General features: G+C 71.6%; 22 protein-coding genes. 9 read left to right on the forward strand and 13 right to left on the reverse strand.

Going from position 1 to position 25,781, the window contains the following annotated elements:
- Nucleotides 1–330: 330 nt before the first annotated feature.
- Together KUM40_RS39425 and KUM40_RS39430 are read right to left on the reverse strand one after the other, a co-directional pair.
- Nucleotides 331–525 carry a DUF397 domain-containing protein gene (locus KUM40_RS39425; RefSeq protein WP_217171195.1) on the reverse strand — a complete coding sequence of 65 codons (195 nt, stop codon included), beginning with the start codon at nt 523–525 and terminating at the stop codon, nt 331–333.
- Nucleotides 522–1,376: a helix-turn-helix transcriptional regulator gene (locus KUM40_RS39430; protein ID WP_217171196.1), complete on the reverse strand. Its 855-nt coding sequence runs from the start codon at nt 1,374–1,376 to the stop codon at nt 522–524. The genes KUM40_RS39425 and KUM40_RS39430 overlap by 4 nt, the downstream gene beginning before the upstream one ends.
- A gap of 449 nt (nt 1,377–1,825) precedes the next feature.
- Here KUM40_RS39430 and KUM40_RS39435 point away from each other — a divergent pair, with 449 nt between their 5' ends.
- The 3 genes from KUM40_RS39435 to KUM40_RS39450 all read left to right on the forward strand — a co-directional run bounded on the left by KUM40_RS39435 (nt 1,826) and on the right by KUM40_RS39450 (nt 5,664).
- Nucleotides 1,826–2,755 carry a 5-dehydro-4-deoxyglucarate dehydratase gene (locus tag KUM40_RS39435; RefSeq protein ID WP_217171197.1) on the forward strand — a complete coding sequence of 310 codons (930 nt, stop codon included), beginning with the start codon at nt 1,826–1,828 and terminating at the stop codon, nt 2,753–2,755.
- Between the two features lie 80 nt (nt 2,756–2,835).
- Complete coding sequence (locus KUM40_RS39440; protein WP_217171198.1) at nt 2,836–4,359, forward strand: sodium:solute symporter family protein; 1,524 nt, start codon at nt 2,836–2,838, stop codon at nt 4,357–4,359.
- A gap of 450 nt (nt 4,360–4,809) precedes the next feature.
- Nucleotides 4,810–5,664, forward strand: coding sequence for a hypothetical protein (locus tag KUM40_RS39450; protein WP_217171200.1), 855 nt, complete (start codon nt 4,810–4,812; stop codon nt 5,662–5,664).
- A gap of 156 nt (nt 5,665–5,820) precedes the next feature.
- Here the strand turns inward: KUM40_RS39450 and KUM40_RS39455 are convergent, their stop codons facing one another.
- The gene (locus tag KUM40_RS39455) at nt 5,821–6,270 is read right to left on the reverse strand and encodes a DUF6299 family protein (protein WP_217171201.1); all 450 of its coding nucleotides are present in this window, start codon (nt 6,268–6,270) and stop codon (nt 5,821–5,823) included.
- A gap of 239 nt (nt 6,271–6,509) precedes the next feature.
- On the opposite strand from KUM40_RS39455, the gene KUM40_RS39460 reads away from it, so the two are divergent.
- Nucleotides 6,510–6,734, forward strand: a complete 225-nt coding sequence (locus KUM40_RS39460) for a DUF5999 family protein (RefSeq protein ID WP_217171202.1) — start codon at nt 6,510–6,512, stop codon at nt 6,732–6,734.
- A 95-nt stretch (nt 6,735–6,829) separates the two neighbouring features.
- Here the strand turns inward: KUM40_RS39460 and KUM40_RS39465 are convergent, their stop codons facing one another.
- Nucleotides 6,830–7,228, reverse strand: a complete 399-nt coding sequence (locus tag KUM40_RS39465; RefSeq protein ID WP_217171203.1) for a RidA family protein — start codon at nt 7,226–7,228, stop codon at nt 6,830–6,832.
- Nucleotides 7,225–8,466 carry an acyl-CoA dehydrogenase family protein gene (locus KUM40_RS39470; protein ID WP_217171204.1) on the reverse strand — a complete coding sequence of 414 codons (1,242 nt, stop codon included), beginning with the start codon at nt 8,464–8,466 and terminating at the stop codon, nt 7,225–7,227. The genes KUM40_RS39465 and KUM40_RS39470 overlap by 4 nt, the downstream gene beginning before the upstream one ends.
- Before the next feature lie 127 nt (nt 8,467–8,593).
- On the opposite strand from KUM40_RS39470, the gene KUM40_RS39475 reads away from it, so the two are divergent.
- From KUM40_RS39475 to KUM40_RS39485, 3 genes are all read left to right on the forward strand, one after another.
- Nucleotides 8,594–10,333 carry an AMP-binding protein gene (locus KUM40_RS39475; protein ID WP_254396337.1) on the forward strand — a complete coding sequence of 580 codons (1,740 nt, stop codon included), beginning with the start codon at nt 8,594–8,596 and terminating at the stop codon, nt 10,331–10,333.
- Nucleotides 10,334–10,348: 15 nt separating this feature from the next.
- Nucleotides 10,349–11,194: a PaaX family transcriptional regulator C-terminal domain-containing protein gene (locus KUM40_RS39480; protein ID WP_217171205.1), complete on the forward strand. Its 846-nt coding sequence runs from the start codon at nt 10,349–10,351 to the stop codon at nt 11,192–11,194.
- Between the two features lie 83 nt (nt 11,195–11,277).
- Nucleotides 11,278–12,180, forward strand: coding sequence for a sulfotransferase (locus KUM40_RS39485; protein ID WP_217171206.1), 903 nt, complete (start codon nt 11,278–11,280; stop codon nt 12,178–12,180).
- Here KUM40_RS39485 and KUM40_RS39490 read toward each other — a convergent pair.
- Both KUM40_RS39490 and KUM40_RS39495 read right to left on the reverse strand, forming a co-directional pair.
- Entirely contained in the window at nt 12,168–14,579 is a 2,412-nt protein-coding gene (locus tag KUM40_RS39490) for a bifunctional salicylyl-CoA 5-hydroxylase/oxidoreductase (RefSeq protein WP_217171207.1), read from the reverse strand. The two genes, KUM40_RS39485 and KUM40_RS39490, sit on opposite strands and share 13 nt — an antisense overlap.
- A 4-nt stretch (nt 14,580–14,583) precedes the next feature.
- The gene (locus tag KUM40_RS39495) at nt 14,584–15,411 is read right to left on the reverse strand and encodes an enoyl-CoA hydratase family protein (RefSeq protein WP_217171208.1); all 828 of its coding nucleotides are present in this window, start codon (nt 15,409–15,411) and stop codon (nt 14,584–14,586) included.
- A gap of 175 nt (nt 15,412–15,586) precedes the next feature.
- On the opposite strand from KUM40_RS39495, the gene KUM40_RS39500 reads away from it, so the two are divergent.
- Nucleotides 15,587–16,024, forward strand: coding sequence for an ATP-binding protein (locus tag KUM40_RS39500; RefSeq protein ID WP_217171209.1), 438 nt, complete (start codon nt 15,587–15,589; stop codon nt 16,022–16,024).
- 23 nt (nt 16,025–16,047) lie between these two features.
- On the opposite strand, the gene argF is transcribed toward KUM40_RS39500, so the two are convergent.
- Both argF and KUM40_RS39510 read right to left on the reverse strand, forming a co-directional pair.
- A complete protein-coding gene (argF, locus tag KUM40_RS39505; RefSeq protein WP_217171210.1) occupies nt 16,048–17,055 on the reverse strand; it encodes an ornithine carbamoyltransferase in 1,008 nt (335 codons plus the stop codon).
- 102 nt (nt 17,056–17,157) lie between these two features.
- Nucleotides 17,158–18,381, reverse strand: coding sequence for an arginine deiminase (locus KUM40_RS39510; RefSeq protein WP_217171211.1), 1,224 nt, complete (start codon nt 18,379–18,381; stop codon nt 17,158–17,160).
- Between the two features lie 165 nt (nt 18,382–18,546).
- On the opposite strand from KUM40_RS39510, the gene KUM40_RS39515 reads away from it, so the two are divergent.
- Nucleotides 18,547–19,836, forward strand: coding sequence for a cation:proton antiporter (locus KUM40_RS39515; protein WP_217171212.1), 1,290 nt, complete (start codon nt 18,547–18,549; stop codon nt 19,834–19,836).
- Between the two features lie 51 nt (nt 19,837–19,887).
- On the opposite strand, the gene KUM40_RS39520 is transcribed toward KUM40_RS39515, so the two are convergent.
- From KUM40_RS39520 to KUM40_RS39535, 4 genes are all read right to left on the reverse strand, one after another.
- Nucleotides 19,888–22,470 carry a polynucleotide kinase-phosphatase gene (locus KUM40_RS39520; RefSeq protein WP_254396338.1) on the reverse strand — a complete coding sequence of 861 codons (2,583 nt, stop codon included), beginning with the start codon at nt 22,468–22,470 and terminating at the stop codon, nt 19,888–19,890.
- Nucleotides 22,467–23,966, reverse strand: a complete 1,500-nt coding sequence (locus KUM40_RS39525) for a 3' terminal RNA ribose 2'-O-methyltransferase Hen1 (protein ID WP_217171213.1) — start codon at nt 23,964–23,966, stop codon at nt 22,467–22,469. Before KUM40_RS39525 ends, KUM40_RS39520 begins: the two co-directional genes overlap by 4 nt.
- A gap of 156 nt (nt 23,967–24,122) precedes the next feature.
- Nucleotides 24,123–25,046, reverse strand: coding sequence for an LLM class F420-dependent oxidoreductase (locus tag KUM40_RS39530; protein WP_217171214.1), 924 nt, complete (start codon nt 25,044–25,046; stop codon nt 24,123–24,125).
- 92 nt (nt 25,047–25,138) lie between these two features.
- Entirely contained in the window at nt 25,139–25,609 is a 471-nt protein-coding gene (locus KUM40_RS39535; protein WP_217171215.1) for a DUF6099 family protein, read from the reverse strand.
- Between the last annotated feature and the right edge of the window lie 172 nt (nt 25,610–25,781).

Here is a 25,781-nt window from a genome sequence, read left to right on the forward strand (position 1 = left end):
CGGAATTGGACTCGGCCCAAGGCCCGCCTGGCTCCTACTCTTCCCGGACACCTTCCCTGCCGTCCAGCCCGGCTGGTAGATCCCCGCACAGCTTCAAGGACGGGACACCGGCATCATCAATAACCTCAAGGCAGAGCTGAAGCACAGGCTCGGTACCCCGGCCTTCCGCGAGAGCGACGGCCCCAAGGTGGCCGAGCATGCTTGGTCGTTGGGTCTGCCGGTCTCAGCCCCGACCGGCACCTCTGCTCGTACAAGGACTTCGTCCAGCCGTCAACGGCCGTGCCTTGCGCCTTCGTTCGAAGCCTCAGGGCACGGCCGTACGACGTCTGCTCAGCGGATCTCCTCAACGGCGTACCCGACGAACATCCCCCAGGCATCCGATCCAACAGCCAGCCCGGGACGGGCAGTGTCCTTGGAGTCCCGTACCTGGACAGCGTGAGAGCAGGCGGCCACCTCGACGCAATCGCCGCCCTCACCGCTGCTGTAGGTGCTCTTGACCCAAGTCAGTTCCGTTACGCCTCTCATAGCTCTCCCAGTAACCCCTCGACGAAGGCCGTCGACTCCCTCGGAGTGAGAGCCTGAGCCCGGATGATCCCATACTGCGCCTCAAGCTCTCGTACGGGTGTCCGCTCGGTGTAGAGAGAGCTGCTCTTCTGGACCTCTGCGTACGCGATGCGCTGCCCCGCTTTGGTCTCGATCAGAGTGAACGGCCCGGCGAGCCCCGCGTGGTCCTCCCGCTGCAACGGCATGACCTGGATCTCGACGTTGCGGTTCTGCCCCGTGAGCAGGATCTGCTCAAGTTGCCCGCGATGGATCGCCGCCCCACCGATGGGACGGCGCAGCGCAGCTTCTTCGATGACGAAGCTCATCAGTGGCGCGGGCCATCGCGAGAAGATCGCCTGCCTGAGCATTCGAGCGCTTACACGTTGCTCGATCGTCTCCTCGTCAAGAAGCGGACGCCGCATCGCAAAGACCGCCCGCGCGTACTCCTCCGTCTGCAACAGCCCTTTGATCACGTGGGTGTCGTAGGCGTGCAGCTCAACCGCCTCCGCCTCCAACCGAGCCGCGTCCCGGAAGAACGCCGGATACTGCGCCCGCGCCACCTCCTCCTTCATCTCCTGGAGGACCCCGCCCGCGTCCAGCAACTCGTCCGCCGCGTCGATGAACCGGGGCGGCGGCACCCGCCTCCCCTGTTCGTACGACGCGATCGTGGACGGCGAGTACCCGGCCCGTGCCCCGAAGTCGACCCGCTCCAGGCCCGCCCGCAACCGGAACCGTTTCAACTGCCGCCCGAACACCCGCAGGATGCCCGTCCCCGGCTCCGGGGAAGACCCCGGTACCACTTCCTCCCCCGGCTCTCGCACCAGCTCACTCATTGCCTGTCGCCTCCGTCGCTCACCGGCCGGTCCGGCCGACTTCCTGACCCGGCGTCAACGCTAGAACTGGATGCGTTGATAGACAGAATAAGTACGAAAGTTCATTCAATAAGGTGTGACAGCTATGGATGAGTGACCGAGGCGTTTTCTTCCTCGTCTCGGCCGTCCGGCTGAACCGCGCCGCCGCCCGATGCATCCGATGAACCCCACTCGGTGTTCCTCGTGATCCCTTCAGAGATTCGAAAGTTTCGGACTTGCTTCGGTCCACTGTGATTGACCTCGGCGAACGAGCCTAGTCACGTGTGTGGCGGCCAGTGAGCGTCGCGGAACCTGAGCCGGTCGCACTGTCCGCATGCCTTGACGCGTTGAACAGGCAGATTTACATTCACCGAGCGGTTCGCACTCGTGGGACTTGTTCATGTATGTAAACGTAGTGAGATTGAGGGCGCATGCTTGAGGGCATCCTGTTCTTCCCCGTCACGCCATTCACCTCGGATGATGCGATCGATCTTCGAAATCTTTCGGATCACATCGACGCAGGTGTCCGGGCCGGCGCGGGCGGCGTCTTCGTCGCCTGCGGGACGGGCGAGTTCCACGCACTCGACGTGCGGGAGTTCACGTCGGTGGTGCGGACGGCGGTGGAGACGGTCGGCGGACGGGTGCCGGTCTTCGCCGGCGCCGGAGGTGCCCTGCCGCTGGCCCGGCAGTATGCGCGGGCGGCCGAACAGAGCGGTGCCGACGGGCTGTTGCTGATGCCGCCCTACCTGGTGAGGGGGCCGGCTGCCGGACTGGTCGCCTATGTGCGCCAGGTGGTGGCCGCCACGTCGCTGCCGGCGGTCGTCTACCAGCGGGGTACTGCCCGCTTCGATGTGCCCTCGGCCCTCGAAGTCGCCCGGCTGCCGGGGGTGGTGGGGCTCAAGGACGGCACCGGGGACCTGGACCTGCTCTCCAGGATCGTCACCGCGGTGCGTGCCGACCCGGCGGCCGGTGGCCGGGAGTTCCTGTTCTTCAACGGCATGCCCACCGCCGAGGTGACCGCGCTCGCCTACCGGGGCATCGGTGTCGACCTCTACTCCTCGGCGGCCTTCTGCTTCGCCCCGGAGATCGCCCTCGCCTTCCACCGGGCCCTCACCACCGGGGACGACAGCACCGTCCAGCGGCTGCTCGCCGGCTTCTTCCACCCGTTCGTCACGTTGCGCGAGCGCGTCCCCGGGTATGCCGTCGGCCTCGTCAAGGCCGCCGTTCGGCTGCGCGGGCTCGACGTGGGCGGCGTACGCCCGCCGTTGACCGACCCGGCGCCCGAGGACCTGGCCCGCCTGGAGCGGATCGTCGCCGAGGGCCGTGCCCTCCTCGATCCCGTCGGTGTCCACCTGCCCTGAGGGGCCGCGGTGCCAGCCATCGTTCCTGGGCCGTCCCTCCCATCCCGTCTCCCCCGTATCAAGACAAAGAAGGTCTCCCCATGCACTGGCTCGACTGGGTCGCCGTCGGCGGCTACTTCCTGGTGATGGTCCTGATCGGTCTGTGGTCGCACCGGCGCGTCACCGACGTGTCCGACTACTTCACCGGCGGCGGCCGGATGCCCTGGTGGCTGACCGGCATCTCGCACCACATGTCCGGGTACAGCGCCGCCGTGTTCGTCGCGTACGCCGCGGTCGCCTACAGCTACGGCATCACCATCTACGTGTGGGCGTTCCTGCCGCTCGCCGTGGGCACCGCCGTCGGAGCCTGGCTCTTCGCGCCCAGGTGGAACCGGCTGCGCCGGCACTACCGGGTGGCCTCTCCGCTGGAGTACCTCGCGCGCCGCTACAACGTCCCGGCCCAGCAGGCGCTGGCCTGGAGCGGCGCCCTGCTCAAGGTCTTCGACGTCGCCGCCAAGTGGGCGTCGGTGGCCGTGCTCCTCAAGGTCTTCACCGGGATGTCGATGACTTCCGGCATCCTGCTGACCGGTGTCGTCACGCTCCTGTACTGCACCGTCGGCGGTCTCTGGGCGGACGCCCTCACCGAGCTGGGGCAGTTCGTGATCCAGGGCGTGGCCGCGCTGGCGATGATGTGGGTGGTCCTCGACCGGCTGGGCGGCATCTCCGGTCTCGGCACCCTGTGGCACGACCTGCCGGCCGGGCACACCGATCCCCTCGTCGGTCCCTACACGGCCGGCTTCCTCACCGCGTACGTCGTCGTGAAACTGTTCGAGTACAACGGCGGCATGTGGAACCTGGCCCAGCGCTACATGGCCACCGACTCCCCGCAGGCCGCCCGCCGTTCGGCGGGACTGTCGGCCGCCCTCTACCTCATATGGCCCGCCATACTGCTGCTGCCCGCGGTCGCCGCGCCGGTGCTCATGCCGGACATCGCCAACCCGGAGCAGACGTACGCGCTGATGGCGCAGTCCTACCTGCCCATGGGCCTGGTGGGCCTCACCCTGTCCGGGATGTTCTCCCACACCATGGCCATGGCCTCCTCCGACGCGAACGCCATCTCGGCGGTCGTCACCCGCGACATCCTGCCCGCCCTCTCCCGCCGTTTCCGCGGTGTGAGCACGCGGACGGGACTGCTGACCGCGCGGGTGGTCACGGTCGTCTTCATCGCGCTGTCCATGATCGTGGCCATCGAGGCCGACCACTTCGGCGGCGTTCTCGGGATCATCGTCGGCATGGTCGCGGCCGTCATGGGGCCGATCTCCATCCCGATGCTGCTGGGGCTGCTGCCCGCCTTCCGCCGGTGCGGGCCAAGGGCGGCCCTCACCTCCTGGGCGCTCGGTCTCGGCGGCTACTTCTTCGTCAAGTACGGCCTGGACGGGGCCACCCAGACCACGGTGGTGGCCACCCCGCTGGTCACCTCCCTCGTGGTGTACATCGGCCTGGGCCTGCTGCTTCCGGAGCCGGACGCGGAGGCCGACGCGGTCGTCGCGGCCGTCTCCGGCCGGCCGCAGCCGGACACCGACGCGGTGGCGGTCCCCGTACCGCCGGCGGTGGAGCGGACCTGACGACATTCTCACCGAGGGTGATCATTTGATCAATGGTCCCCCATTCGCGCGCCCTTTGCCGCTTTTCGTACAAGGGGCTGCGCGAACCGGTGTGAATTCTGGATTGGGTAAGTATCGCAGAAATCGTTCACTCGACTGCCGCGCATCCGACGGAGTAGGCAGACGTTACTTCGGATATGACCGAGGAACACGGGGAATTGACGGCGCTTGGCCCGTACACCTACAGGCCCGGCAGAAATCACTGTCCGTCACCGAGCGACGGAACTCTGACCAGAGGCGGCCACCCCGTCCCTCTCCGGGTGACCGAGCCAGTTCTGCAACGGTTCCTGGACGTCATGACCGAGTTGGAGACCGGCCTCGCCGAGCGGTGGGGCCGGGCTCAGGGCTCCCTGACGTACACCCGGGCGGAGTGACCCGCGCGTCGTGCACGAAGAACACACTTACCCCCACATGCCGTACGGCGAAGGTTCGTTCCGCCCCACGGGCAGCGGTCGGCACCGGGCCCCAGAGGAAGCCTTCCGGGAGACCCTGGTGCCGCCCGAACCCGGTTGGGACCCGGCCGAGGAGCTGGCGTTCCTGCTCCAGGACGCGATGGAGCAGCAGACCGGCGTTCCGCACGCTACGGACACCTCGGCGCTCACCCCCACCCCGGGCACACCGCTGAGCAATCTTCAGGAAATCACGGCGGAACTGCCCCCGTTGAGGGAGTCGCCGACCAGTCACCGCAGGATCCGCAGAGGGAGAAAGGTGAGCCGGCTGCGCGCCGCGAGCCTGTTCGTCGCGGCTCTCGCCGCGGTCATCGCGGCCTCGGTGAGCCTGTTCGGCGGCATGGTGGCCTACGAACCGCTGCGCCTGGCCGCCGTGACCCGCACCCGCGGCAGCGTCGTGTCCTGGTGGCCGCTGCTGGTCTACGGGCCCTGGCTGGTGGCCTCGCTGGCGGTGCTGCGGGCCGCGTTGCACCAGCGCCGCGCGGTTCACTCCTGGGCCGTCGTCCTGCTGTTCTCGGCCATCGCGATGCTGCTGTGCATCGCGGAGGCGCCCAGAACACTCAGCGACGGTGCGGCCGCCGCCCTGCCGGGGCTGGCCTCGCTGCTCTGCTTCCAACAGATCGTCCGCCAGATCACACTCACCCGTCCGCCCCGGCGGGCGGTGCCGCGCCACCGGCAACGCGCCGCGGCCGCCGCGGCCGCTTCGGGCGAGGGGCCGTCGGGCCCGGCCGCCCCGGACCCGGTGTCCCTTCCGCAGCAGCGGCAGAACGTCCCGCGTTCACCGCGGCCCGGCCCGGGACCCCGAAAGCGATCCTGACTCGCGCGACAACGCGGTCGGAATAGCGCCCGGTTCCTTCGAGGCCATGCAAAGGAACGGAATGCAGAAGTAGTTGCAGAGCAGTTGCAGTGGAAAGATGATTTTCCGGCAGACGGTTAATGAATGGGCGCCATTGAGGCGCGCGGCCTCGGGTGCTCAGGACGCGATCAGTGTGACGTCCTGGCCGTGGCGGGCGTGGAAACTCGGGAGCGGCAGGCCGCCCATGGGGCGCAGCTCCATCAGCGTGGCCTCGACGTGGGCCGCGCCGGGCTTGAGGGCGTCCGCGGAGGGAGTGCCCGTGTTGGCCCAGCGGTGCTCGATGCCGTCGCACACCGCGCGGGTGCCGCCGATGCCGTACCGGACGGACTGGTCGCCCTGGCTCACGGAGGAACTGACGAAGACGGCGCCGGTGCCGGAGGTGCAGCGGTAGGTGCCGGTGAGGGTGACCGTGCCATCGGCGGCGATGCGGCCGGTCGGGTCGACCGTCACCGACTCCGTGACGTGGCGGGCGTCGTGCGGCGCCGCCGTCGCGGCGGGAGCGGCCAGCAGGAGCAGGGCGGCGCCTGCGGCCGTGGCCGTGGCGAGAGCAGCGGATCGTACGGACATGGGGGACCTCCCGGTCGGTCGGAATGGGGGTTCCACTGGTACCGGGCGGACGGGCCGACGGCGGTGACCGTCACCCCTTCGGTGGCGAGTCCGCGCCGGCCGTCGTGGAACCGTCGCCGGGTTGTCCGGGTGTTGTCACGCTTGCCGCCCGGGTCTTGGCGACGACTTCCCGGCGGGCGCACGGTCGGTACATGCGACGGTCCCGACGACGGGACGGTCTCCCGACGTGGAGGTGCGCCATGTGTACCCACCGGCCTTCCTGCCCCGCAGCCGACTCTCCCGCGTCCGGAGCGCCCGCGGCGCGGGTCGTCACCGCGCACGTCGTCGCCGCCCACCCCGAGCAGGGGTGGAACCTGCTGTGCGACGGCACGATCGTCTTCGACGACACCGGCGAGCTGCGGTCCGACGGCCGGGTCGTCGCGCCGCACCGGGTGCCGGGCGGACGCCTGGCGATGGCTGCCTGACCGCCGCCCCCTCCTTGGTCTCCGGCCAGGGTCTGTCCGGCGGATCAGGTCGCAGGAAAGCCCGGCGCCTCGTCGGCGCCGGTGAGCGGGGTCTGCTACGGCAGTACGGCGAACCCGTCGAGTTCCACCAGTGCCCGCTCGTCCCACAGGCGTACGACCTCCACGACCGCCATCGCCGGGTACTCGCGGCCGGCCAGCTCGCGCCAGGTGCGGCCGAGTTCGGCGGCGTGGGTGCGGTAGGCGGCGACGTCCGTGGCGTAGACCGTGACGCGGGCGAGGTCGGCGGGGGTGCCACCGGAGGCGCGCAGGGCGGTGAGGAGGTTGGTGAGGGCCTGCTCGAACTGGGCGGGGAGGGTGTCTCCGGTGATCTTGCCGTCGGTGTCGAGGGCGGTCTGGCCGGCCAGGAAGACCACGCGGGTACCGGTGGCGACGACGGCGTGGGAGAAGCCCGTGGGCGGGGACAGTTCGGGCGGGTTCACCCGTTCGGCGGTCATGCTCCGGCCTCCTTGGTCGTCGTGTCCTGCGTCCGGTAGAGCTCCTTGGCGATGATGCCGCGCTGGACCTCGCTCGCGCCCTCGTAGATCCGGGGGGCGCGGACCTCGCGGTAGAGGTGTTCGAGGAGGTGGCCGCGGCGCAGGGCGCGGGCGCCGTGCAACTGGACGGCCTGGTCGACGACGTACTGGGCGGTCTCGGTGGCGAGGAGTTTCGCCATCGCCGCGCGCATCGGGACGTCCGGCGCGCCCGCGTCGTACGCCGTCGCCGCCGCGTAGACCGTCAGGCGGGCCGCCTCGGTGCGCAGCGCCATCTCGGCGACCTGGTGGGAGACGGCCTGGAGGTCGCGCAGCTTGCCGCCGAACGCGTCGCGGGCCGTGGTGTGGGCGAGGGTGGCGTCCAGGGCGGCCCGCGCCATGCCGACGGCGAAGGCGCCGACGCTGGGGCGGAACAGGTTCAGGGTGTCCATGGCGACCCGGAAGCCGCGGTCCGGCTCGCCCAGCACGTCCTCCGCGGTGACCGGCACGGCGTCGAAGCCGAGGGCGCCGATGGGGTGCGGCGAGAGCATGTCGAGCGGGGTGCCGGTGAGGCCGGGGCGGTCGGCGGGCACGAGGAACGCGGTGACGCCGCGGGCGCCGGCACCTGGGGTGGTGCGGGCGAACACGGTGTAGAAGTCGGCCTCGGGGGCGTTGGAGATCCAGCACTTCTCCCCGGTGAGCCGCCAGCCGGACGGCCCGTCGGGCTCGGTGGCCAGCACGCTCTGCTCCGGGGTGGACCGCCCCGGGTCCGCGTCCAGGTCCGGGTCCGCGTCCGCGTCCGTGTCCGTGTCCGTGTCCGTGTCCGCCCGCAGCGACAGGGCCGCCGCGTCGGAGCCCGCGTCGGGCTCGCTGAGGGCGAAGGCGGCGATCGCGGTGCCTGCGCTCACGCCGGGGAGCCAGCGGGCGCGCTGGGACTCGGTGCCGTGGGCGTGCAAGGGGTGGGCGCCGAGACCCTGGAGGGCGAGGGCGGTCTCGGCCTCCGTCGAGGCGTGGGCGAGGGACTCGCGCATCAGGCACAGATCGAGCGCGCCCGAGGTGAACAGGCGGGGCAGCAGGCCGAGGGCGCCGAGTTCGGCGACGAGGGCGCGGTTGACGCGGCCCGGCTCGCCCTTCTCCGCGAGCGGGCGCAGCCGTTCGGCGGCGAGGGCGCGCAGCTCTTCGCACCAGGTGACTTGTGCCGGTTCGAGCGAGAATGCGGTCATCGCCGGTCCCTTCCCCTGCTCCCCTGTGCGCTGGGTGACACCCGAGGTTATCGCGCCCCGTTGACTGTCGTCACCAACACGATACGCTCGTTGCGCGAGCCCACCACGACAAAGGGGGCGAACCGCCATGGCCGATCCGCGCCCCGCGGAACCGCACCGCTCCGCCCACGTCGACACCTTCGCGCGCGACCACCTGCCGCCCCCCGAGCAGTGGCCGGAGCTCCTCTTCGACCTGCCACGACTGCGCTACCCGGCCCGGCTGAACTGCGCCGCCGAGCTGCTGGCCGGGCCGCCCGACGACCGCCCGGTCTTCCGCACCGCGTCCGGGGACACCTGGACCTACGGCCTGTTGCGGGCCCGCGTCGACCGGATCGCCCGGCTGCTCACCGGCGACCTCGGTGTCGTCCCGGGCAACCGGGTGCTGCTGCGCGGCCCGACCACCCCGTGGCTGGCCGCCTGCTGGCTGGCGGTGCTGAAGGCGGGCGCGGTGGCGGTCACCGTGCTGGCCCAGCAGCGCCCGCACGAACTGCGCGCGATCTGCGACATCGCCCAGGTGCGGCACGCCCTGTGCGACGTCCGGGCCGTCGACGACCTCGCCAAGGCGGAGGTTGACGGCCTGCGGATCACGGCGTACGGCGGGGACGCGCCGGACGACCTGCAACGCCGAGCGACGGCCGACGAGACGGTCGGCGCGCTGCCCGGTGCCATGCCCGGTGCCGTGCCCGGTGCGGCGTACGACGCGGTCGACACCGCCGCCGACGACGTGGCGCTGATCGCGTTCACCTCCGGCACCACCGGGCGCCCCAAGGGCTGCATGCACTTCCACCGCGATGTGCTGGCGATCGCCGACACCTTCTCGGAGCACGTGCTCAGGCCGCGCCCCGACGACGTCTTCGCGGGCAGCCCGCCGCTCGGCTTCACCTTCGGGCTCGGCGGTCTCGTGGTCTTCCCGATGCGGGCCGGGGCGAGCGCCCTGCTGCTCGAACAGGCCGGCCCCAGACAGCTTTTGCCTGCCGTCGCCGAGCACCGGGTGTCGGTGCTGTTCACCGCGCCGACGGCGTACCGCGCGATGCTCGACGAGCTCGACACGCACGACGTGACGAGCCTGAGGCGCTGTGTCTCGGCGGGCGAGAACCTGCCCGCCGCCACCTGGCGGTCCTGGCACGAGCGCACCGGCCTGCGCATCATCAACGGCATCGGCGCCACCGAGCTGCTGCACATCTTCGTGTCCGCTGCGGACGACGACATCAGGCCCGGCACGACGGGCGTTCCGGTGCCGGGGTGGCACGCGCGCGTGCAGGACGAGCACGGCACGCCCGTGCCCGACGGGGAGCCCGGGCTGCTGGCGGTGCGTGGACCGGTGGGCTGCCGGTACCTCGCCGATCCGCGCCAGTCGGAGTACGTGCGCGGCGGCTGGAACGTCACCGGGGACACCTACGTCCGCGATCCCGACGGATACTTCCGGTACGTGGCACGCGCCGACGACATGATCATCTCCGCCGGGTACAACATCGCCGGGCCGGAGGTGGAGGACGCCTTGCTGCGGCATCCGGACGTCGTGGAGGCGGCGGTGGTGGGCCGGCCCGACCAGCGTCGGGGGCAGGCGGTGGTGGCCCACGCGGTGCTGAAGGAGGGGGCCGCGCGGGACGCCGACGCGCTGCGCGAGTTCCTCCGGTCGGAGCTGGCGCCGTACAAGTGTCCACGCGAGATCGTCTTCCTGGACGCGCTGCCGCGCACGGCGACCGGCAAGCTCCAGCGCTACCGCCTCCTGAACCCGCCAGGCCCCGGCCCAGGCCCAGGCCCCGGCCCCGGCCCCGGCCTCGGTCGCCCCGAGGCCCGTCCGGATCCCCGGGGCGACCGCGCCTGACGCCGACGACATAAGATGATCAACGTGTCCGACCAGCACGCGCAGCACGCCCCGAGGTCCCTCATCGTCACGCTCTACGGCGCGTACGGCCGGTACGCGCCGGGCCCGGTGCCCGTCGCCGAGCTGATCCGGCTGCTGTCCGCGGTCGGGGTGGACGCGCCCTCCGTGCGCTCGTCGGTGTCCCGGCTGAAGCGGCGCGGGCTGCTGTCGCCCGCCCGTACGGCCGGGGGCGCGGCGGGCTACGCGCTCTCCGCCGAGGCCCGTCAGTTGCTGGACGACGGGGACCGGCGCATCTACGGCACGGCGCCCCAGGGCGACGAGAGCTGGGTGCTCGCCGTGTTCTCGGTGCCCGAGTCGGAGCGGCAGAAGCGGCACGTGCTGCGCTCGAGGCTGGCCGGTCTCGGCTTCGGCACCGCGGCCCCCGGCGTGTGGATCGCCCCCGCCCGCCTGTACGCGGAGACCCGGCACGCGCTGGGCCGGCTGGGCCTGGACTCCTACGTGGACTTCTTCCGCGGCGAGCACCTGGGCTTCACGCCGACCGCCGAGGCGGCGGCCCGCTGGTGGGACCTGGCCGCGATCGCCAAGGAGCACGAGGCGTTCCTCGACCGCCACGCGCGCGTGCTGCACGACTGGGAGCGCCGGGCGGACACCCCGCCCGAGGAGGCCTACCGCGACTACCTCCTCGCCCTGGACTCCTGGCGCCACCTGCCCTACACGGACCCGGGACTGCCCGCCCGGCTGCTGCCCGAGGGCTGGCCCGGCACGCGCTCGGCGGCCGTCTTCCGCGCGCTGCACGAGCGGCTGCGCGACGCGGGCGCCCACTATGCGGCCCTGGGAGAAACCACACCTTCCGGACAGTGACTCCCGTCACATTTTCCCCGGATCAGGGAACCCTCAGCGTTCTCAGATCCTCTTCTCAGGTTTCTCACCTACCGTGCGGAACCATGAGTCTCGCGCGCAATTTGAACCGGGCCCTCACCGTCACCACCGGCCTCCAGGTACGGAGAGCTCCTGGGGTGGCGAAGGGGAAGAAGTCCGACGCCGCGAAACCCGCTGCGAAACCCGCGGCGCGGCCGGCGGCCGGGTACCGATGTCCGTCGGCCGAGGAACTGCCGACCGAGCGGCTGCTGCGGCGGCCCGTCTTCATCATCTCCTCCATCCGTTCCGGCTCCACCCTGCTGCGCATGATGATGGGCGCCCACCCGCGGCTGCACGCCCCGCACGAACTGCACATCGGCCGGCTGGAGGTCACCTGCACCAACTGGTTCTCCGAGCGCGCGATGGGCGCCCTGGACCTCAAGCCCGGCGACCTGGAGCACCTGCTGTGGGACCGCGTCCTGCACCGTGAACTCACCAGGTCCGGCAAGGACTTCGTGGTCGAGAAGACACCGGCCAACGTGTACATGTACCAGCGCCTGAAGGACTGCTGGCCCGATGTGCGCTTCGTCTTCCTCCTGCGCCACCCCGAGTCGATCGCCCGCTCCTGGCACGAGACCGACCCCGTCAAACGGCCGTACGACACGGCCGTCACGGACGTGATGCGCTACATGACGGCCGTCGAGGAGGCCCGTACGGCGGACGCCGACGGCTTCACCGTGCGCTACGAGGACATCACCGAGGACCCCGAGCGCGAGATGCGCCGCCTGTGCGCGTTCCTCGACGTCGAGTACGCGCCGGCCATGCTGAACTACGGCAAGAAGAGCGGCCGCGAGCTGGTCAGGGGCCTGGGCGACTGGCGCGAGAACATCCGCACCGGCACCGTGCAGCCGGGGCGCGAGCTGCCCGGCGAGAACGAGATCCCCGAGCGGCTGCGCGCCATGTGCGCGGCCTGGGGCTACACGTCCTGAGACCGGCCGTGCAGCGTGAGCCTCGGCTTGGGGGCGTCGGTGCGGCCGGTGCGCGGTGGGCGGCTGCCCGCCCGGTACGGCGTCGGCCAGACGGCGCCCGGACCGTCGTAGCCCTGCTCGGCGGCGGCGTGCAGGGTCCAGTGCGGGTCGTAGAGGTGGGGGCGGGCGAGGGCGCACAGGTCGGTGCGTCCGGCCAGGATGAGCGAGTTGACGTCGTCCCAGGAGGAGATCGCGCCGACGGCGATCACCGGGACGCCCGCCTCGTGACGGATTCGGTCCGCGTACGGCGTCTGGTACGACCGTCCGAACTCCGGCCGCTCACCGGCGACGACCTGGCCCGTGGACACGTCGATGGCGTCGGCGCCGTGCGCGGCGAAGGCACGGGCGATCGCCACCGCCTCGTCGGCGCTCGTGCCGCCCTCGGCCCAGTCGGTGGCGGAGACGCGTACGGTCATGGGCCGGTCGTCCGGCCACACCTCGCGTACGGCATCGAAGACCTCCAGCGGGAAACGCAGCCGGTTCTGCGGTGAACCGCCGTAGGCGTCGGTGCGGTGGTTGGTGAGCGGGGAAAGGAAGCCGGAGAGCAGATAACCGTGGGCGCAGTGCAGTTCGAGCAGGTCGAACCCGGCCTCGGCGGCCCGCACCGCGGCGGCCGTGAACTGCTCGCGTACGTCGGCCAGTTGTGTCCGGGATAGCTCGCGCGGGGTCTGGCTGTCGGGCCGGTAGGGCAGCGGGGAGGGTGCCACCAGGGGCCAGTTGCCCTCGGGCAGCGGTTCGTCCATGCCCTCCCACATCAGCCGGGTCGAGCCCTTGCGCCCGCTGTGCCCGAGCTGCACGCCGATGGCGGTGCCGGGTGCCTCGGCGTGCACGAAGTCCGTGATCCGCCGCCATGCCGCGCCCTGCGGGCCGGTGTAGAGGCCCGCGCAGCCGGGGGTGATGCGGCCCTCCGCGCTGACGCACACCATCTCGGTCATCACCAGTGCGGCGCCACCGAGGGCGCGGGCGCCGAGGTGGACGAGGTGGAAGTCGCCGGGGACGCCGTCGGTGGCGGAGTACATGTCCATCGGGGAGACGACGACGCGGTTGCGCAGGGTGAGATCGCGCAGCCGGAACGGGGTGAACATCGGGGGCGTGCCGGGCGGGCAGCCGAACTCCCGTTCCACGGCGCCGGTGAAGTCGGCGTCGCGCAGCCGCAGGTTCTCGTGGGTGACCCGGCGGCTGCGGGTGAGCAGGTTGAAGGCGAACTGGCGCGGCGGCTGACCGAGGTACCGGTCCAGGTCCTCGAACCACTCCAGGCTGGCCTTGGCCGCCCGCTGCGTGGAGGCGACGACGGGGCGCCGTTCCGCCTCGTACGCGCTCAGCGCCGCCTGGAGGGTGGGCTGCTCCTCCAGGCAGGCGGCGAGCGCGAGGGCGTCCTCCACGGCGAGCTTGGTGCCGGAGCCGATGGAGAAGTGGGCGGTGTGGGCGGCGTCGCCGAGCAGGACGACGTTGCCGTGGGACCAGTGTTCGTTGACGACCGTGCGGAAGGTGGTCCAGGCCGACTTGTTCGACCTGAGCGGCCGGCCGCCGAGTGCGTCGGCGAAGATCTTGGCGCAGCGGGCGGTGGATTCCGGTTCGTCCAGTTCGTCGAAGCCGGCCGCCCGCCAGACCTCCTCGCGCATCTCGACGATCACGGTCGACGCGTCGGGCGCGTAGGGGTAGCCGTGCAGTTGCATCACGCCGTGCTCGGTCTCGGCGACCTCGAAGCGGAAGGCGTCGAAGGCGAAGTCGGCGGCGAGCCAGATGTAGCGGCAGCGGTGGCCGGTGACGTGCGGCCGGAAGACTTCGCGGTGGGCCTCGCGGGTGGTGCTGTGCACTCCGTCGGCGGCGACGACGAGGTCGTACGTCTGCGCGAGCCGGTCCGGGGGCGGTGCCTCGGTGCCGAAGCGCAGCTCCACGCCGAGGTCGCGGCAGCGGGTGTGCAGGATCTCCAGGAGGCGGCGGCGGCCGAGGGCGGCGAAGCGGTGTCCTCCGGAGGTGTGGCGGGTGCCTCGGTGGACGATGTCGATGTCGTCCCAGCGGACGAAGTGCGCCTTCAGGGCCTCGTAGACGACCGGGTCGGCGTGTTCGATGCCGCCGAGGGTCTCGTCGGAGAGGACCACGCCGAAGCCGAAGGTGTCGTCGGGGGCGTTGCGTTCGTAGACGGTGATCTCGCGGGCGGGGGCGAGGCGTTTGAGGAGGGCGGCGGTGTAGAGGCCGCCGGGGCCTCCTCCGACGATCGCCGCGTGTAGGGGGTGGTCTTTCGTCGCGGGCGGCTGCGGCTGCGGGTGCGTTGTGGCTGGTCGCGCACTGCGGCGGAGCCGCTGATCGACACAGCCCCGCGCCCCTGAAGTTGGCATGCTCCCCTGCGTCGACAACATCGCCCTACTTTCCTTGCCATTTCGGCGGGCGTTTCTCCGTGAAGGCCGCGTGGAACTCGGCGTAGTCCTCGCCCGTCATCAGGAGGGCCTGGGTCGACGCGTCCAGTTCCACCGCTGCCGCCAGCGGCATGTCCAGCTCCGCCGTGAGCAGGGCCTTCGTCTGGGCGTACGCCAGGGCCGGGCCGTCGGCCAGGCGGTGGGCGAGGGTGTGGGCGGCCTCGTCGGCGCGGCCCTCGTCGGTCAGGTCGCTGATCAGGCCGATGCGCTCGGCCTCGGGGGCCCGCACCGGTTCCCCGAGCATGAGCAGGCGGGTGGCGTGGCCGAGGCCGACCACCCTCGGGAGCAGGTAGGCGGCGCCCATGTCGCCGCCGGAGAGGCCCACGCGGGTGAAGAGGAAGGCGAAGCGGGCGGACGGGTCGGCGACGCGGAAGTCGGCGGCCAGGGCGAGGACCGCGCCCGCCCCGGCGGCGACCCCGTGCAGCGCGGCGATCACCGGGAACGGGCACTCCCGTACGGCCCGCACCACCTGGCCCGTCATGCGGTTGAAGTCCAGGAGCCGGGCGGTGTCCATGGACAGGGTCGCGCCGATGATCTCGTCCACGTCGCCGCCGGAGCAGAAGCCGCGCCCCTCGCCGGCCAGCACCAGCGCCCGCACGGACCGCTCCCGGGACAGTTCCGCGAGCAGGTCGCGCAGGTCGGCGTAGGCCTCGAAGGTGAGCGCGTTCAGCTTGTCGGGGCGGGCGAGGGTGACGGTGGCGACGCCGTCGGTGATCTCGACACGCAGGTGCCGCCAGTCGGGGGTGGGGGCGGCCGAGCCGGTGAAGGGACTCATGACACTCGAAGTTATCACTCATTCGTGACTGTCGTCACGAGTGCACGATAAAGCCGTGGCGCCATGGGCCGAAGGTCCCGGACGGTGCCCGTCGAACGGCACTGCCGGGCGGCGCCGTACCATTCATAAGGTTGAAAGCAGGACAGGACGCCCTGCTCCACGAAACGGACCAGCCGTGCACGAACACTCCAAAGCACCCGCCTCCTGGCGCGTCGCGCTGCCGCACTCGGCCGCGGCCGTGCCGGTGGCCCGTGCCCTGGTGCGTACGGCGCTGGCCGAGCTGGAGCACACGGCCGACGGCGACACCGCGGAGCTGCTCACGGCGGAACTGGTCGCCAACGCCGTGGAGCACACCTCGGGCGAGACGCCGATCGAGCTGGTGGTGGAGCTGATGCCGACCGGATGCCAGGTCGAGGTGCACGACCCGGACCCGGACCCGCCCGCCGACCTCACCCGCCCCGGCGTGGAGCCGCCCGACCCCTGGCGCGAGGACGGGCGCGGCCTGCTCCTGATCCGCGCCCTCAGCTCGTCCTGCGGTCACCGGCCCACCGGCTCCGGCAAGGCGGTCTGGTTCAGGCTGCCCGCGGTACCCGCTCAGCGCCGTCCGCACTGACGGGCGCCTGGTCGGCCGCCTGGTCAGGCCAGCGTGGCGACCAGGACCGCCTTGATGGTGTGCAGCCGGTTCTCCGCCTCGTCGAAGACGACGGAGTGCGCGGACTCGAAGACCTCGTCGGTGACCTCCAGGGACTCCAGACCGTGGACCTCGAAGATCTCCTGGCCGACCTTGGTGCCCAGGTCGTGGAAGGCGGGCAGGCAGTGCAGGAACTTGACGTCCGCGTTGCCGGTGGCACGCAGGACGTCCATGGTCACGGCGTACGGGGCGAGGGCCTTGATCCGCTCGGCCCAGACCTCCTTGGGCTCGCCCATGGAGACCCAGACGTCGGTGACCACGAAGTCGGCGCCGCGCACGCCCTCCTCCACGGCCTCGGTGAGGGTGATGCGCGCCCCGCTCGACTCGGCGAGCCTCCTCGCCCGGTCGACGACCTCCTGGGCGGGCCAGTAGGACCTCGGGGCGACGATGCGCACGTCCATGCCGAGCAGGGCGCCGGTGACCAGGTAGGAGTTGCCCATGTTGAAGCGGGCGTCACCCAGGTAGGCGAAGGCGGTCTCCCGCAGGGGCCGGTCGCTGTGCTCGGTCATCGTGAGCACGTCGGCGAGCATCTGGGTGGGGTGCCAGTCGTCGGTCAGGCCGTTGTAGACGGGGACGCCCGCGAAGGCCGCCAGCTCCTCGACCTTCCGCTGGCTGTCGCCCCGGTACTCGATCCCGTCGTACATGCGGCCCAGCACGCGCGCGGTGTCCTTCACGGACTCCTTGTGCCCGATCTGTGAGCCGGCCGGGTCGAGGTACGTGGTCGAGGCGCCCTGGTCGGCGGCGGCGACCTCGAACGCGCAGCGGGTGCGCGTCGAGGTCTTCTCGAAGATCAGGGCGATGTTCCTGCCGCGGAGATACGGGGTCTCGGTCCCGGCCCGCTTGGCGGCCTTCAGCTCGGCGGCCAGCTCGACCAGGCCGCGGAACTCCTCCTCGGTGAAATCCAGCTCCTTGAGAAAGTGGCGGCCGGCGAGGGCGGTCGGGGCTGTCGCCATGGGGGCGCTCCAGAAGTACAGGGTCGGGGACCGTCGGGGACTGACTACTGGAAGTCTATACGAAGTTCTGAATTTCTATACAGGCCTCCTTGTGCCGGCCCCTTATACCGGCCCCCGCTCCACCGGGCAGCTCATGCAGCGCGGCCCGCCCCTGCCCCGGCCCAGTTCGCTGCCCGGGATCTCGATCACCTCGATGCCCTGTTTGCGCAGGTGGGTGTTGGTGGTGGCGTTGCGTTCGTAGGCGACGACGACGCCCGGCTCGACGGCCAGGACGTTGCAGCCGTCGTCCCACTGCTCGCGCTCGGCGGCGTGGACGTCCTGGGTCGCGGTCAGGACCCGGATCTCGCCAAGGCCGAGGGCGGCGGCCATCGCGCGGTGCATGTGCTCCGGCGGGTGGTCGGTGACCTTCAGGTCCTTGTCCCCGGCGCCCGGCTCGATGGTGTAGGAGCGGAGCATGCCGAGCCCGGCGTACTGGGTGAAGGTGTCGCCGTCGACCATCGTCATCACCGTGTCGAGGTGCATGAAGGCGCGGCGCTTGGGCATGTCGAGGGCCACGATGGTGCGCGCGGAACCCGCGGCGAACAGCTTGTGGGCGAGCATCTCGACGGCCTGGGGCGTGGTGCGCTCGCTCATGCCGATGAGCACGGCTCCGTTGCCGATGACGAGGACGTCGCCGCCCTCGATGGTGGAGGGGTAGTCGGCCTGCCCCTCGGACCACAGGTGGAACGTCTCGTCGCGGAACAGCGGATGGTGGCGGTAGATCGCCTCGAAGTGGACCGTCTCGCGCTGCCGGGCGGGCCAGCGCATGGCGTTGATGGAGACGCCGTCGTAGATCCAGGCCGAGGTGTCCCGGGTGAAGATGTGGTTGGGCAGCGGTCCGAGCAGGAAGTCGTCCAGTTCCATGGCGTGGAAGCGCACGGAGGTCGGTTCCGGGTGCGCGTCCAGGAACTCCCGCTTGGTCATGCCGCCGACCAGGACCTCGGCCAGTTCGTGGGCGGGCAGGGTCTCGAAGGCGGCCCGGAGATGGTCCGTGGCCAGCACTCCGTACTCCTTCTCGTCGAAGACCCGGTCCAGGACGAGCCGCCGCGCGGCCGGGACGTCCAGGGTCTCGGTGAGCAGGTCGCCGAAGAGGTGCACCGCCACCCCGCGGTCGCGGAGCACGTCGGCGAACCCGTCGTGCTCGGCGCGCGCCCGGCGCACCCACAGCACGTCGTCGAAGAGAAGGGCGTCCTTGTTGCTGGGGGTGAGCCTTTTGAGCTCGAGATCCGGCCGGTGCAGGATGACGCGGGTGAGCCGCCCGGCTTCGGAGTCGACTTGGAATCCCATGTCTCCATCCTGACCACTCGGGCGCGTGTTCACCCCCTGCTTTCGCGTGCCCGTGACCACAGTGCGCCCTGCCTGTGCCTCTGTGCGACTCCGGGTGCCGGGGCTGTGCCGCGTAAACCGTGGCGAGGGCCGGAGTGCCCGGCCGTCCGTCAGGGGGGAGACCTGTTGAGTCCCGATACGATGATCACCCATTTCGTGGGTGCCTCGGCTCTGGTCCTGGTGGCCGCCCACAGTGGCGGATGGCTGGCCCGGCGGCTGGGCCAGCCGTACATCGTGGGCCAGTTGGCGACGGGCATCGCGCTCGGTCCCTCGCTGCTCGGCAGCGCGGCCCCGGGGGTGTACGCGACCCTGTTCCCGGCGGCGATCGGCCCGGCGCTGACCGGTCTCGCGCAGTTCTCGCTGGTGGTGTTCCTGTTCGCGGTGGGCTACGAACTGGACCTGAAGGTCCTCGGTGTCCGCGCGCGCAGTTCGGTGACGGTGGCGCTGGCCTCGTTCGCGGTGCCGATGGCCGTGGGCAGCGGGTGCGCGCTGCTGTTCCGGGACGCGTTGCACGATCTGGGCATGCCGCCGGACCCCTCCCCCGCCGTGGTGGTCTTCGCCGGTGTCGCCCTGGCGACGACGGCGGTACCGGTGCTGACGGCCATCGTGCGGGAGAACGGCCTGTCCCGCACGGTGCCCGGGGTGGTGGCCGTCTCCGCCGCCGGGGTGCTGGACGCGGTCTGCTGGACGGTACTGGCGGGTGCGCTGCTGAACGCCGGCGGCGACGCCGCAGCGGGCCTCGACTGGCCGTGGCGGGTGGGGCTCACGCTCGGCTTCGTGGCCGCGATGGCGTGCGCGGCGCGTCCGCTGCTGCGCCGGCTGCTGTGGCGGACGCGGCTCGAGCCCTCTCTCCGGACGGCGCTGCTCATCGGTTTCGCCCTCGGCTCGGCGTGGGTCACGCACGCCCTGGGGCTGCATGTGATCTTCGGTGCGTTGCTCGCCGGCGTGGTCGTCCCGCGCGAGGAGGGCGGCACCCTCGACCCCGACCTGTTGCGGCCGCTGCTTTCGGTGGCCTCGCTGCTGCTGCCGTTCTTCTTCGTGCTCTCGGGCCAGTCCGTGGCCCTGAACAGCATGACGGGCACCGGCTGGGCGGCCCTGCTGGTGGTGACGCTGCTCGCGGTCACGACGAAGGTCGGCAGCGGGGCGGCGGCGGCCCGGCTGGGCGGCCTTGCCCGGCACGACGCGCGGACCGTGGGCATCCTGCTCAACACCCGGGGGCTGACCGAGCTGATCGTCCTCAACGCGGGTCTGGAAGCGGGCCTGCTGAGTGCCCCGCTCTACACGGTCCTCGTCTTCATGGCCCTCGCCACGACGCTCCTCACCCAGCCGCTCCTGCTGCTGAACGCCCGTCTCGCCGTCCGCGACCGCCGGCCGGAGTCGGCCCGGGGCACGGCGGTGAAGCCGTACGCCGGGTGACACCGGACCGCTGCCGCCGGCGGTCCGGCGGCAGCGGTCAGGAGCGCCGGTTCACAGGCGGGGGTCGACCGGCTCCGACTCCAGGGCCAGCACCCCGAACACCGCCTCGTGCACCCGCCACAGCGGCTCGCCGTCCGCGAGGCGGTCCAGGGCCTCCAGTCCGAGGGCGTACTCGCGGATCGCCAGGGACCGCTTGTGGTTCAGGAACCGGTGGCGCAGCCGGGCGAGGTTGTCGGGGCGCGTGTACTCGGGACCGTAGATGATCCGCAGGTACTCGCGGCCCCGGCACTTGATGCCGGGCTGCACCAGGCGGCCCTTGTCGTCGCGCACCAACGCGCCGATCGGCTTGACGACCATGCCCTCGCCGCCGCGGCCGGTCATTTCCAGCCACCAGTCGACGCCCGCCGCCACCGACTCGGGGTCGCCGGTGTCGACGTACAGCCGCCGGGTGGTCTGGAGCAGGCCGCTGCCGTCGTGCTCGACGAGGCGGTCGATGAGGGCGAGCTGCTCGTCGTGCGGCAGTGCGGCCAGGCTGCGGCCCTGGGCGGCGAGGATCTGGAAGGGGGCCAGGCGGACCCCGTCCAGGCCGTCGGTGGTCCAGCAGTAGCGGCGGTAGGCGTCGGTGAACGCGGCGGCGTCGGCGGACCGTTCGCGCTGCCGGTCGAGGAGGTCCCCGACCTCGACACCGCGCGCCGCGGCGCCCTCCAGTGCGGCCAGTGCGCCCGGGAAGACCGCGCCGGAGGCGGCGCCCACGGCGGCGTACTGGGAGCGCAGCAGCCCTGCGGCCTTGAGCGACCACGGCATCAGCTCGGCGTCCAGGAGCAGCCAGTCGGTGGCCAGTTCGTCCCACAGGCCGGCCTCGCCGACGGCGGTGCGTAGCCGGTCGAGGATCTCGTCGGTGGCGGACGCGTCGTCGAGGAAGGGGCGGCCGGTACGGGTGTAGAGCGCCCCGGTGGGGCCCCCGTCGACGCCGAAGCGGGTGCGGGCGGCGTCCGCGTCGCGGCAGACCAGGGCGACCGCCCGCGAGCCCATGTGCTTCTCCTCGCACACGACCCGTGCCACGCCGTCGGCCGCGTACTGCGCGAAGGCCTCCTTCGGGTGCTCCAGGTAGCCGTCCACGCCCGAGGTGGCGGTCGGTGCCATGGTCGGCGGGAGGTACGGCAGCAGCCGGGGGTCGGTGGCGAAGCGGCTCATGACCTCCAGGGCCGCCGCCCCGTTCTCCTCGCGCACGGTGATCCGCCCGGCGTGCCGGGTCTCCACGACCCGGCGGCCCTGGACGTCCGCCAGGTCCAGCGGGCGGCCGTCGTGCCCGCCGGGCGCCTCGGTGCGCAGCGGCTTGGCCGGCTCGTACCAGACCCGCTCGGCCGGTACGTCGACCAGCTCGCGCTCCGGCCAGCGCAGCGCGGTGAGCTTGCCGCCGAAGACGGCGCCGGTGTCCAGGCAGATGGTGTTGTTGAGCCAGGTGGCCTCCGGGACCGGGGTGTGGCCGTAGACGACGGCCGCGCGGCCCCGGTAGTCCTCGGCCCACGGGTAGCGCACCGGCAGGCCGAACTCGTCGGTCTCGCCGGTGGTGTCGCCGTACAGCGCGTGGCTGCGGACGCGGCCGGAGGTGCGGCCGTGGTACTTCTCCGGCAGACCCGCGTGGCAGACCACCAGCCTGCCGCCGTCGAGGACGTAGTGGCTGACCAGGCCGTCGATGAACTCCCGTACCTCGGTGCGGAACTCGTCGCTCTCGCCGTCCATCTGCTCGACGGTCTCGGCGAGTCCGTGGGTGTGCTGGACCTTGCGGCCCCTGAGGTGGCGGCCGTACTTGTTCTCGTGGTTGCCGGGGACGCACAGGGCGTTGCCCGACTTCACCATGGACATCACGCGGCGCAGCACGCCGGGGCTGTCCGGGCCGCGGTCGACCAGGTCGCCGACGAAGACGGCGGTGCGGCCGTCGGGGTGGACGCCGTCGGTGTAGCCCAGCTTGCCGAGCAGGGCGTCCAGTTCGGCGGCGCAGCCGTGGATGTCGCCGACGATGTCGAAGGGTCCGGTGAGGTGGGTGAGGTCGTTGAACCGCTTCTCGGTGACGACGCCGGCGTGCTCGGCCTCCTCGACTCCGCGCAGGACGTGCACCTTGCGGAAGCCCTCGCGCTCCAGGTGGCGCAGGGAGCGGCGGAGTTCGCGGGTGTGGCGCTGGATGACGCGGCGGGGCATGTCGGCGCGGTCGGTGCGGGTGGCGTTGCGCTCGGCGCAGACCTGCTCGGGCACGTCGAGGACGATGGCGATGGGCAGCACGTCGTGCTTCCTGGCCAGGTCGACGAGCTGGCGGCGGGCGTCCTGCTGCACGTTGGTCGCGTCGACGACGGTGCGGCGGCCGGCGGCGAGCCGCTTGCCCGCGATGTAGTGCAGGACGTCGAAGGCGTCGCGGCTGGCGCTCTGGTCGTTCTCGTCGTCGGCGACCAGGCCCCGGCAGAAGTCGGAGGAGATGACCTCGGTGGGCTTGAAGTGGCGCCGCGCGAAGGTGGACTTGCCGGAGCCGGAGGCGCCGATCAGCACGACGAGGGAGAGGTCGGTGACGGGCAGGGCGCGGGCCCGCACGGTGGTGCCTTCGGTGGTTCCGGTGGTGCCGGTGGCGTCGTTGGTGGTCATGCGGCCTTCGCCTCCTTCTCGGTACCGGTCGCGTTCTCGGGCTCGGAAGTGGTAGGGGTCTTGAGGGTGAACAGGGCGAGCTGGGTGGGCGGGCCCACCTCGGGGTCGTCGGGGCCGACGGGGCGGAACTCCACGTCGTAGCCGTGCCGTTCGGCGACCGTCCCCGCCCAGGCGCGGAACTCCTCGCGAGTCCACTCGAAGCGGTGGTCGCGGTGGCGGACGTGGCCGGCCGGGAGGGTCTCCCAGCGCACGTTGTACTCGACGTTCGGGGTGGTGACGACGACGGTGCGGGGGCGTGCCGAGCCGAAGACCGCGTACTCCAGGGCGGGCAGCCTCGGCAGGTCGAGGTGCTCGATCACCTCGCTGAGCACGGCGGCGTCGTAGCCCTTCAGTCGCTTGTCGGTGTAGGCGAGGGAGCCCTGGAAGAGGTTGACGCGCGCGGCCTGCCGCTCGCCCATGCGGTCCAGCTTGAGCCGCCGGGAGGCGATGGTGAGCGCCCGCACCGACACGTCCACGCCGACGATCTCGGTGAACCGCGGCTCCTTGAGCAGCTCGCGCACCAGGTGCCCCTCGCCGCAGCCGAGGTCGAGGACGCGGGCGGCGGCGCGGTCGCGCAGCGCGGTGAGGATCGCCTCGCGGCGGTGCACGGCGAGCGGAGTCGGCTTCGCCTCCTGCTCGGTCTCGGCCCCGACCGCGTTGTCGATCTCCTCGACCTCGCTGTCGTCGGTCTCGGCCAGCCGGATCAGCTCCAGCCGGTCCATCGCCTCGCGGGTCAGGGACCAGCGGCGGGACAGGTAGCGGCTGGTGATCAGCTTCTGCTCGGGGTGGCCGGGCAGCCAGCCCTCACCGGCCCGCAGCAGCTTGTCGACCTCGTCCGGGGCGACCCAGTAGTGCTTGGCGTCGTCGAGCACCGGGAGGAGGACGTACAGGTGGCGCAGGGCCTCCGAGAGGGTCAGGGTCTCCGACTCCAGCACGAGGCGGACGTAGCGCGAGTCGCCCCACTCGGGGAACTCGGTGTCCAGCGGGACGGCCTCGACGGTGACCGCCCATCCGAGCGGCTCGAAGAGGCGCCGTACGAGGTCGGGGCCGCCGCGGGCGGGCAGTGCGGGAACCTCGACGCGCAGCGGCAGCGGCTCGGCCGCGCGCTCGGGGCGGGCCTTGCACACGCCGCGCAGCGCGCTGGAGAAGACGTTGCTCAGCGCGACCGCGAGGAGGGACGAGGCCGCGTACGGGCGGTCGTTGACGTACTGCGCGAGTGCCGCGTCGGGGGCGCCGCCGCGGCCCTTGCCCTTGCCGCGCCTCACCAGCGCCACCGCGTCGACCTCCAGCAGCAGCGCCGCCGTGCAGCGCTGTTCCTCCGCCTCCGGGTAGAGCACGTGGGCCGTGCCGAAGGAGGTGGAGAACGCCTGCGCGTTGTCGGGATGCTTGTGCAGCAGGAAACCGAGGTCGGTCGCGGGCTGCTCGGGGGTACCGGTGGTGGTGATGGTCAGGAACATGCGGAGGGCCTCTCCGGCTGGGTGGACGTGACGGGGCGCCGTACGCGCGGGAGCCCCCGGGGCGGTTCCCCGAGGGCTCCGGCAGGACGACGGTCACACCATCGCACAGGGCGGGTGACCGGCGCCTTCGGATATGCGGCTGTTCGACGGGTGGTCTCAGGACAGTTGCGACTGGACCTGGGAGGAGATCAGCTCCAGGTGGTCCAGGTCGTCGAGGTCCAGGATCTGGAAGTAGATCCGCTGGGCGCCGGCCTCGGCGTACCGGCCGATCTTCTCGACGACCTCGGCCGGGGAGCCCGCGAGGCCGTTGACCTTCAGCTCCTCGACCTCGCGGCCGATCACGGCGGCGCGCCGGGCGACTTCGGCGTCGTCCTTGCCGACGCAGGCGACGAGGGCGTTGGAGTAGGTGAGGGCGTCGGCGCCGCGGCCGGCCTCCTCGGCGGCGGCCCGCACCCGCCCGAACTGCCGCTCGGTGTCCTCGATCGAGGCGAACGGCATGTTGAACTCGTCGGCGTACTGGCCGGCCAGTCGTGGCGTGCGGGTGGCGCCGTGGCCGCCGATGAGCACGGGCACCTTCGCCTGCGCGGGCTTGGGCAGCGCGGGCGAGTCGGTGAGGTCGTAGTACGTGCCGTGGAAGTCGAAGGTCTTGCCGGTCTCGGTGGCCCACAGACCGGTGACGATCGCCAGTTGCTCCTCCAGGCGGCCGAGCTTCTCCTTCGGGAAGGGGATGCCGTACGCCTTGTGCTCCTCCTCGAACCAGCCGGACCCCAGGCCCAGTTCGATGCGACCGCCCGACATCTGGTCGACCTGTGCGACCTGGATGGCGAGGACGCCGGGCAGCCGGAAGGTGCCGGCGGTCATGAGGGTGCCGAGGCGGATGCGCTTCGTCTCGCGGGCGAGACCCGCGAGGGTGATCCAGGCGTCGGTGGGGCCGGGGAGGCCGTCCACGGAGCCCATGCGGAGATAGTGGTCGCTGCGGAAGAAGGCGTCGAAGCCGAGATCCTCGGTGGCCTTGGCCACGGTGAGCAGAGTGTCGTAGGTGGCCCCCTGCTGGGGCTCGGTGAAGATACGGAGATCCATGTCTTCCATCCTGCCTGTTCGGCGCGGGTGTGCGGCACAGGCTCCCGCCGCGGCGCGCGGAGCGGGAGCGCGGAGCAGGAGCGCGGGCCGGCCTAGCCCGCCTCCCGCTCGGGTAACTCCGCGTCGCGGTCCGCCAGTTTGCGCAGCATCTCCAGGACGCGGTCCCGTGACTCGTCCGACGCGTCGATGACCTCCATGCACTGCCAGTACGTGGCCTCGTCGTCCGCGGCGCAGGCGACGCCCACGAGCGCGATGCCGGTCTCGCCGAGCAGGGTGCCCAGGCGCATCAGGGCCTGGCGGGCGTCGCCCAGTTCGGTGAGCTGGGCGGCGCGCAGTTCACCCGGGGCCAGGTCCGGGGTGTGCAGCAGGCCGCAGCCCCGGCCGGCCAGCTCGGTCAACCCGATGGCCTCGCCGCGCAGTTCGGGTGGCCCGTGGACCGCCAGCCGGCTGCCGATCGCCTGCGCCAGGGCCTGCACCTGCCACACCTCGGTCAGCACGTCCGGCACCTCGCCGCCGGCGGCCAGGGCACGCCCACTCGTCACGATGAGCCGCACAGCGTCCATGCGCTGCCCCCGTCTGTTTCCGACGCACCTGCGGCGCGTCCGCCCGAACTCCGTTGTCCACTACCCAGAGTGAAGGCGTGTGGGACGAAAAGCCAGAGGAAGGCGGAAATCTTCGGACAACAAACTGATATCTGGCCGGAATTTGACTGCGGAGAGTGATAGTGGAGTCGTT

The sequence above is a fragment of the Streptomyces sp. AC512_CC834 genome, from assembly GCF_019049325.1.
In the GTDB taxonomy this organism is placed as follows: Bacteria; Actinomycetota; Actinomycetes; order Streptomycetales; family Streptomycetaceae; genus Streptomyces.

What these genes read in the sequence shown, in the direction of transcription:
- KUM40_RS39425 (WP_217171195.1), bottom strand. Translation starts at nt 525, where the DNA reads ATGAGAGGCGTAACGGAACTGACTTGGGTCAAGAGCACCTACAGCAGC.
- KUM40_RS39430 (WP_217171196.1), bottom strand. Translation starts at nt 1,376, where the DNA reads ATGAGTGAGCTGGTGCGAGAGCCGGGGGAGGAAGTGGTACCGGGGTCT.
- KUM40_RS39435 (WP_217171197.1), top strand. Translation starts at nt 1,826, where the DNA reads ATGCTTGAGGGCATCCTGTTCTTCCCCGTCACGCCATTCACCTCGGAT.
- KUM40_RS39440 (WP_217171198.1), top strand. Translation starts at nt 2,836, where the DNA reads ATGCACTGGCTCGACTGGGTCGCCGTCGGCGGCTACTTCCTGGTGATG.
- KUM40_RS39450 (WP_217171200.1), top strand. Translation starts at nt 4,810, where the DNA reads ATGCCGTACGGCGAAGGTTCGTTCCGCCCCACGGGCAGCGGTCGGCAC.
- KUM40_RS39455 (WP_217171201.1), bottom strand. Translation starts at nt 6,270, where the DNA reads ATGTCCGTACGATCCGCTGCTCTCGCCACGGCCACGGCCGCAGGCGCC.
- KUM40_RS39460 (WP_217171202.1), top strand. Translation starts at nt 6,510, where the DNA reads ATGTGTACCCACCGGCCTTCCTGCCCCGCAGCCGACTCTCCCGCGTCC.
- KUM40_RS39465 (WP_217171203.1), bottom strand. Translation starts at nt 7,228, where the DNA reads ATGACCGCCGAACGGGTGAACCCGCCCGAACTGTCCCCGCCCACGGGC.
- KUM40_RS39470 (WP_217171204.1), bottom strand. Translation starts at nt 8,466, where the DNA reads ATGACCGCATTCTCGCTCGAACCGGCACAAGTCACCTGGTGCGAAGAG.
- KUM40_RS39475 (WP_254396337.1), top strand. Translation starts at nt 8,594, where the DNA reads ATGGCCGATCCGCGCCCCGCGGAACCGCACCGCTCCGCCCACGTCGAC.
- KUM40_RS39480 (WP_217171205.1), top strand. Translation starts at nt 10,349, where the DNA reads ATGATCAACGTGTCCGACCAGCACGCGCAGCACGCCCCGAGGTCCCTC.
- KUM40_RS39485 (WP_217171206.1), top strand. Translation starts at nt 11,278, where the DNA reads ATGAGTCTCGCGCGCAATTTGAACCGGGCCCTCACCGTCACCACCGGC.
- KUM40_RS39490 (WP_217171207.1), bottom strand. Translation starts at nt 14,579, where the DNA reads ATGTTGTCGACGCAGGGGAGCATGCCAACTTCAGGGGCGCGGGGCTGT.
- KUM40_RS39495 (WP_217171208.1), bottom strand. Translation starts at nt 15,411, where the DNA reads ATGAGTCCCTTCACCGGCTCGGCCGCCCCCACCCCCGACTGGCGGCAC.
- argF (WP_217171210.1), bottom strand. Translation starts at nt 17,055, where the DNA reads ATGGCGACAGCCCCGACCGCCCTCGCCGGCCGCCACTTTCTCAAGGAG.
- KUM40_RS39510 (WP_217171211.1), bottom strand. Translation starts at nt 18,381, where the DNA reads ATGGGATTCCAAGTCGACTCCGAAGCCGGGCGGCTCACCCGCGTCATC.
- KUM40_RS39520 (WP_254396338.1), bottom strand. Translation starts at nt 22,470, where the DNA reads ATGACCACCAACGACGCCACCGGCACCACCGGAACCACCGAAGGCACC.
- KUM40_RS39525 (WP_217171213.1), bottom strand. Translation starts at nt 23,966, where the DNA reads ATGTTCCTGACCATCACCACCACCGGTACCCCCGAGCAGCCCGCGACC.
- KUM40_RS39530 (WP_217171214.1), bottom strand. Translation starts at nt 25,046, where the DNA reads ATGGATCTCCGTATCTTCACCGAGCCCCAGCAGGGGGCCACCTACGAC.
- KUM40_RS39535 (WP_217171215.1), bottom strand. Translation starts at nt 25,609, where the DNA reads ATGGACGCTGTGCGGCTCATCGTGACGAGTGGGCGTGCCCTGGCCGCC.